Raw genomic sequence first — 5,390 nt, 5'->3', positions numbered from 1 at the left:
GCGACGGAACCCATCTTCCGACGGTGCCGATGACAGGCATGCAATGGCGCATCTGGGCGCTCGCGGCAGCTGGTAAGTTCTTCGAAGGATTCGTCGTCTTTATGACGGGGGTCGCGCTTCCGCTGATCTCGCGCGAGTTCGGCATCGGCGCGGCACAGAACGGCCTTATCAGCGCCGCCAGCCTGATGGGCATCCTGGTCGGCGCCGTGGGTCTGGGCGGCATGTCCGACTACTTCGGGCGCAAACGGATGTTCATTGTCGAGATGATCATCTTCGTCGCGTTTCTGGTGCTGCTGGTCATGTGCACCAACTTCACTTCGCTCGTGATCTGCCTGTTCGGACTCGGTGTGGCGCTCGGCTGCGACTACCCGACCGCGCACATGATCATCTCCGAAAGCATCCCCAGCAGCGCCCGCGGCAAACTGGTGCTGGCGGCGTTCGGCTTTCAGGCGCTCGGCGCGCTGGGCGGTACGGCGGTGGGCTTTCTGGTTCTGTCGACGATCCCGACCCTCGACGCATGGCGCTGGATGTACGGCACCGCGATCATCCCGGCACTGGCGGTGACCATCGGCCGCTTCTTCATCACCGAAAGCCCGAGCTGGCTGCATATTCGCGGCGCGGTGGATCGCGCGGAAGCCGCGGCGAAACGCCTGCTCGTCCGTACGCCGCAGTATCCAACCAGCATCGCGCTGTCGCGTGAAATCGATAATGCCGCCAGTGGCCACGGCGGCAAGCAAAGTTTCTTTGCGCTGTTCGCGAAGCGCAACCTGCGCGCCACGATTCTTGCGTCGATCCCGTGGTTCCTGCAGGATCTCGGCACCTATGGGATCGGCATCTTCACGCCCACCATCCTCGCCGCAGCGTTCGGCAGCAAGCCTGACCATGTGCGCAGCATCAGCGACCTGATTCTCAACGACATCCTCGCCGCCAAAGGCGCGGCCCTGATCACGATGCTGCTGATCGTCGGCATTATTTTCGCGGTCATCCTCGCGGACCGAGTCGGGCGGATCTGGCTGCAAGTGATCGGTTTTATCGGCTGCGCAGCGGGTCTGCTGCTTGCTTCGTTCTCCGATGGTTTTGAAGGCTCCACGAAGACTGTCGTGATTTTCGCCGGCTTCATGCTGTTCAACTTCATGACCAACCTGGGGCCGAATGCTCAGACCTATCTGCTGGCCGGCGAAGTGTTCCCGACCGCCATTCGCGGCACAGGTGCAGGGTTCGCCGCAGCCGTCGGCAAGATCGGCGCGGTGGCAACCGCATTCCTGTTCCCGATTCTGCTCACAGGCATCGGCACGGGACCGCTCCTCTACATTCTCGTGGGCACGTCGCTTCTCGGTGCCGTGGTGACATGGATCTTCCGCATCGAAACAAACGGCGTGAGCCTTGACGAGATCGGACGCTAACGCGTTCACACCCTGCCATGACGCTTGCACACAACCGACGGATTCCCCGTATCGCGACGGAGACATGCATGACTGAGCAACATAAGAACCCGGTACTGCGGTCACGCTGGCGGCAACTTGCCGCTGCGCCGCTGTGCATCGCAGCGCTCACCTTGATGACAGGTGCGTTGGCCAATGCGCAGGACCTCACACTGAACGAGACCGGCTCGACCTTGCTGTACCCGCTGTTCACGACCTGGGTCGATGCGTACATCAAGTCGCACCCCGGTATCCGGGTTAGCACCGGCGCGACCGGCTCGGAAGCCGGTATCCAGCAGGCGCTGATGGGCAAGGTGCAGATCGGTGCGTCCGACGCCTATATGTCCGATGCCGATATGCGGCAGCACCCGCAGATCCTCAATATCCCGCTCGCTATCGCTGCGCAGACAGTCAACTACAACCTGCCCGGCCTCAACGCGACGCATCTCAAGCTGGACGGTCCGGTACTCGCGGGGATCTACTCGGGCGCGATTCGCAACTGGGATGCGCCGCAGATCGCGGCGCTCAACCCGGGCGTGGCGCTGCCCCATCAGGCGATTGTGCCGATTCATCGGGCCGAAGGGTCCGGCGATACGTTCGTCTTCACGCAGTTCCTGTCGTTTTCGACACCGGCCTGGGAAAACGACAAGGGGTACGGCACAACCATCGCGTGGCCGACCGTGCCGGGTAGTGCCAGCGCGGTAGGCAATGCCGGCATGGTGCAGGCGCTGCAGGCGACGCCCTGGTCGATCGGTTACGTCGGCATCAGCTTTACCGACAAAGTCGCCGCAGCGAAACTCGGCACCGCGGCGCTCAAGAATGGCGCGGGCGAATTTGTCATGCCCAACAAGGACACCATCACAGCAGGCGCCGCCTCGCTCGGCCCACGCACGCCACCTGACGAACGTCTGAGCCTCGTGTTCGCGCCGGCATCGGGTGCCTATCCGCTCGTCAATTACGAGTATGCGGTGGTGTCGACGAAGCAATCCGACGCCACGACTGCTGCCGCGCTGCGCAGGTTCCTGCTCTGGACCATCGTGCCGTCGGAGACGAACGAGGCGTACCTCGATACGGTGCACTTCATTCCACTGCCGCCGCATACGTGGGAGCTGAGCCAGGCACAAATTCAGTCGATCAGATAGATCGCTGCTGGCGGCGTGACCCGGGGACACGGGGACACGGGCATGCCGCCACATTTAGTCTTTACCCCATCGCCAGCGAGGCGGCTCTCCCTTAACCCAGCACACGGCCACCAGGGCGAGACTCAACAGCATGACCAGCACGGCGAACGTGAGCGGATGACGAGCAGGTTGAAAACGTAGAACGACTACACCAAGCAACAAAAAGTATGCGATCAGCGTCGCCCATCCTTGCCAGCGCATGGGAAACCCCCACCCCCAGCCATAGCGTTTTGCCGGAAACCAGTATTCATGTGTGGGTGACATTGCGCAATCTCCAAAACGTGCAGCGTCCCTGTTCGAACCAGACGCGCTCAACGTGCGACCCGAAGCTCCGATGGCTCAAGATAGAAATTCGTGTTCCCCGCGAGACGCGCGACCATGAAGTCGATAAACGTCCTCACGCGCAGCGGCTGCTCGGTTCGATGGCGATAGTAGATGTAGATGGCCTCACGCTGGGTGACGTGCTTAACAAGCAGTGGAACGAGTTGGCCACGCCTGACAGGCAAGGTCGCCGAAAAGCTCCCAAGTTGACCGATTGCGAGTCCAGCCAGCACGGCCTGGGTCTCCGCATCCGTGTCATTGACGCATAAGCTTGTCGCGATGTCACGATAGACGATCTCGTCACCTATCAGAAATTCCCACGGCGCCTGCTTGCCTGTATTCGCCCGTCGATAACCGGTGCAACGGTGCAGGTCGAGTTCGTCAATGGTCCGCGGCGCGCCATGACGTTCGATATAGCCGGGCGATGCGCAGACGATCAGTTGAATCGGCAAGAGCCGGCGCGCGATCGTGCCGCCCGAGGGCGGCGAGCCACCACGAAGGCCTACGTCGGCGCGATCGCTGACGAGGTCGGTGAAGTGATCGTCGAACTGCACATCCAGTTGCACATTCGGATGCAATTCGGCGAATTCCAGAAAGTATGGCCACAGCACGGTGTGCCCCATGGCTCGTGGCGCGCTCACCCGCAGCGGCCCCGCAATCTCCTCTTTCGATCGCCGCGCATCGTCGAGTGCCGACGACAGGATGGCCAACGCAGGCCTCACGCTGTCCAGAAGCCCCTGCCCCTCCTCAGTCAAACTCAGCTTGCGTGTGGTCCGATGGAACAGCCGGACACCCAGTTCCTTTTCCAGTTGCATCACCGCGTGGCTCGCAGCCTGCGGCGAGATGCCCTGATCCACGGCTGCCTTGCGCAGGCTTCCCAGCGCCGCCGCCCGGACGAATATCGTGATCGCGCGAACTTCGTTCATCGCCGCCCAGATTGGCAAATAAAAGTTGATTATCAGTCTACCAATACGCGCCTAGTTTGTGCGAATCGTTCCTCATATTATTCGTTCACTTCCACCGCAAACGCAGGAGAAACATCATGGTCAACAGCACAAACAACGGCTTCAAGCGCGTCTGGTTCATCACCGGTGCCTCGCGCGGCCTCGGCGCCCTGATCGCCCGGGCGGCTCTCGCTGACGGCAACGCGGTCGTTGCCACCGGCCGCGATGTCGCAGCGATCGCCGAGCGCTTCGGTCACTCGCCGGCACTCCTCCCCGTGGCACTGGATGTGACAAACGAAGCTCAGGCGAAGGCCGCGGTTCAGGCCGCGGTTGAACGATTCGGCCGTATCGACGTTCTGGTCAACAATGCGGGCTTCGGTCTGCTTGGCGCGATCGAAGAGTCCAGCGACGCCGATGTGCGTCGCATGTACGACACCAACGTATTCGGTTTACTGAATATCACGCGCGCCGTTCTGCCGGTGATGCGCGCGCAGCGATCTGGCCACGTCATCAATATGTCGTCGATTGGCGGTTATCGGGCAGCACCCGGATTCGGTGCCTACAGTTCGACCAAGTTTGCCGTCGAAGGCTTGACCGAGGCATTGCGAGGCGAACTGAAGCCGCTCGGCATTCACGCGACGATTGTGGAGCCAGGATACTTCCGTACGGACTTCCTGGACGCGTCATCGCTGGTTGTTGCCGGCAACGTGATCGCGGACTACGACGAGACCTCAGGGAACGTTCGCCGGGTCGCCGCGAGCCTGAATCACAACCAGCCGGGCAACCCGCAGAAGCTCGCGGCAGCCATGATCGAACTGGTCGACGCACCGACGCCGCCGCTACGCTTGCCGCTTGGCACCGACACGCTCAAGGCCATCGCTGAGAAGAATGCCTATGTCACGCAGGAGACCGAAACCTGGAAAGCGTTGTCGGCGTCGACCGACTTCTCCGCTTGATAGCGCTCAGATCGGATAGGCAGACGATGGGGTTGCGCATGCGAGCAGGAGCGGATCCTTGCCGTGGCCGCCCCGTTGCGCGCGATAGCGCTGGAACACGTACGGCTTACCCCGTTGACCGGCCAAACAGGGAAAAATGCTTCGATGACTTGTGCGGCACGTCGTCACCGATGACACCAAACTCGATGGGAAAGCGCATGTAGAAAACGTGTACGTTTTCGGCGCGTACGAGATCCAGGATCTGCCCGGCTTCCGCTTCAGTCACGGCCAGAATGATCTGCACCGGCTGATCGTCGAGCCTGAGCATGTGAGCCGCATGATGCGAGCCCGCGTGGCCAATGCCTTCGGCACAATTGATCACGGTCGCGCCGCCGATACCGAGTTGGTGAACCTCATGCAGCAGCCATTCGCATACGGTCTGGTGGCCGTGCTTTCTGTTCTGCTCTGTATAGAACGTCAGTTGATAGCCGTTCATCGTGCATCTCCGCCGTCCAACGAGTCCTTGCGGCTGTGAGCGGCGCCCATGTGGCTGCGTCCACTACGCGGAGTGACGCCCCCGTTGCTCGA

General features: G+C 61.6%; 6 protein-coding genes. 3 read left to right on the top strand and 3 right to left on the bottom strand.

Annotation, left to right across the window (positions count from 1 at the left end):
* Together PQQ96_RS41560 and pstS are read left to right on the top strand one after the other, a co-directional pair.
* Positions 1 to 1,403: MFS transporter (locus PQQ96_RS41560; protein WP_408303153.1), on the top strand; the 1,403-nt coding region annotated here is incomplete at its 5' end.
* Between the two features lie 68 nt (positions 1,404 to 1,471).
* The gene (pstS, locus tag PQQ96_RS41555; protein ID WP_408303151.1) at positions 1,472 to 2,563 is read left to right on the top strand and encodes a phosphate ABC transporter substrate-binding protein PstS; all 1,092 of its coding nucleotides are present in this window, start codon (positions 1,472 to 1,474) and stop codon (positions 2,561 to 2,563) included.
* Between the two features lie 54 nt (positions 2,564 to 2,617).
* On the opposite strand, the gene PQQ96_RS41550 is transcribed toward pstS, so the two are convergent.
* Both PQQ96_RS41550 and PQQ96_RS41545 read right to left on the bottom strand, forming a co-directional pair.
* On the bottom strand, positions 2,618 to 2,866 hold the full coding sequence (locus PQQ96_RS41550) for a hypothetical protein (RefSeq protein WP_408303149.1): 249 nt from the start codon (positions 2,864 to 2,866) through the stop codon (positions 2,618 to 2,620).
* Between the two features lie 47 nt (positions 2,867 to 2,913).
* Positions 2,914 to 3,849, bottom strand: a complete 936-nt coding sequence (locus tag PQQ96_RS41545; protein ID WP_408303147.1) for a LysR family transcriptional regulator — start codon at positions 3,847 to 3,849, stop codon at positions 2,914 to 2,916.
* A 116-nt stretch (positions 3,850 to 3,965) separates the two neighbouring features.
* On the opposite strand from PQQ96_RS41545, the gene PQQ96_RS41540 reads away from it, so the two are divergent.
* Positions 3,966 to 4,823 carry an oxidoreductase gene (locus PQQ96_RS41540; RefSeq protein WP_408303145.1) on the top strand — a complete coding sequence of 286 codons (858 nt, stop codon included), beginning with the start codon at positions 3,966 to 3,968 and terminating at the stop codon, positions 4,821 to 4,823.
* Positions 4,824 to 4,929: 106 nt separating this feature from the next.
* Here the strand turns inward: PQQ96_RS41540 and PQQ96_RS41535 are convergent, their stop codons facing one another.
* Entirely contained in the window at positions 4,930 to 5,298 is a 369-nt protein-coding gene (locus tag PQQ96_RS41535; RefSeq protein ID WP_408303143.1) for a DUF190 domain-containing protein, read from the bottom strand.
* Between the last annotated feature and the right edge of the window lie 92 nt (positions 5,299 to 5,390).

Origin of the sequence: Paraburkholderia sediminicola (assembly GCF_046027825.1) — a bacterium.
Taxonomy (GTDB): domain Bacteria; phylum Pseudomonadota; class Gammaproteobacteria; order Burkholderiales; family Burkholderiaceae; genus Paraburkholderia; species Paraburkholderia sediminicola_D.
The sequence above is the reverse complement of the archived record's forward strand: the minus strand, read 5'-3'. Positions and strand labels throughout refer to the sequence as shown.

Coding starts and splice junctions, on each gene's coding strand:
- PQQ96_RS41540 (WP_408303145.1), top strand. CDS start 3,966: ATGGTCAACAGCACAAACAACGGCTTCAAGCGCGTCTGGTTCATCACC.
- pstS (WP_408303151.1), top strand. CDS start 1,472: ATGACTGAGCAACATAAGAACCCGGTACTGCGGTCACGCTGGCGGCAA.
- PQQ96_RS41535 (WP_408303143.1), bottom strand. CDS start 5,298: ATGAACGGCTATCAACTGACGTTCTATACAGAGCAGAACAGAAAGCAC.
- PQQ96_RS41550 (WP_408303149.1), bottom strand. CDS start 2,866: ATGTCACCCACACATGAATACTGGTTTCCGGCAAAACGCTATGGCTGG.
- PQQ96_RS41545 (WP_408303147.1), bottom strand. CDS start 3,849: ATGAACGAAGTTCGCGCGATCACGATATTCGTCCGGGCGGCGGCGCTG.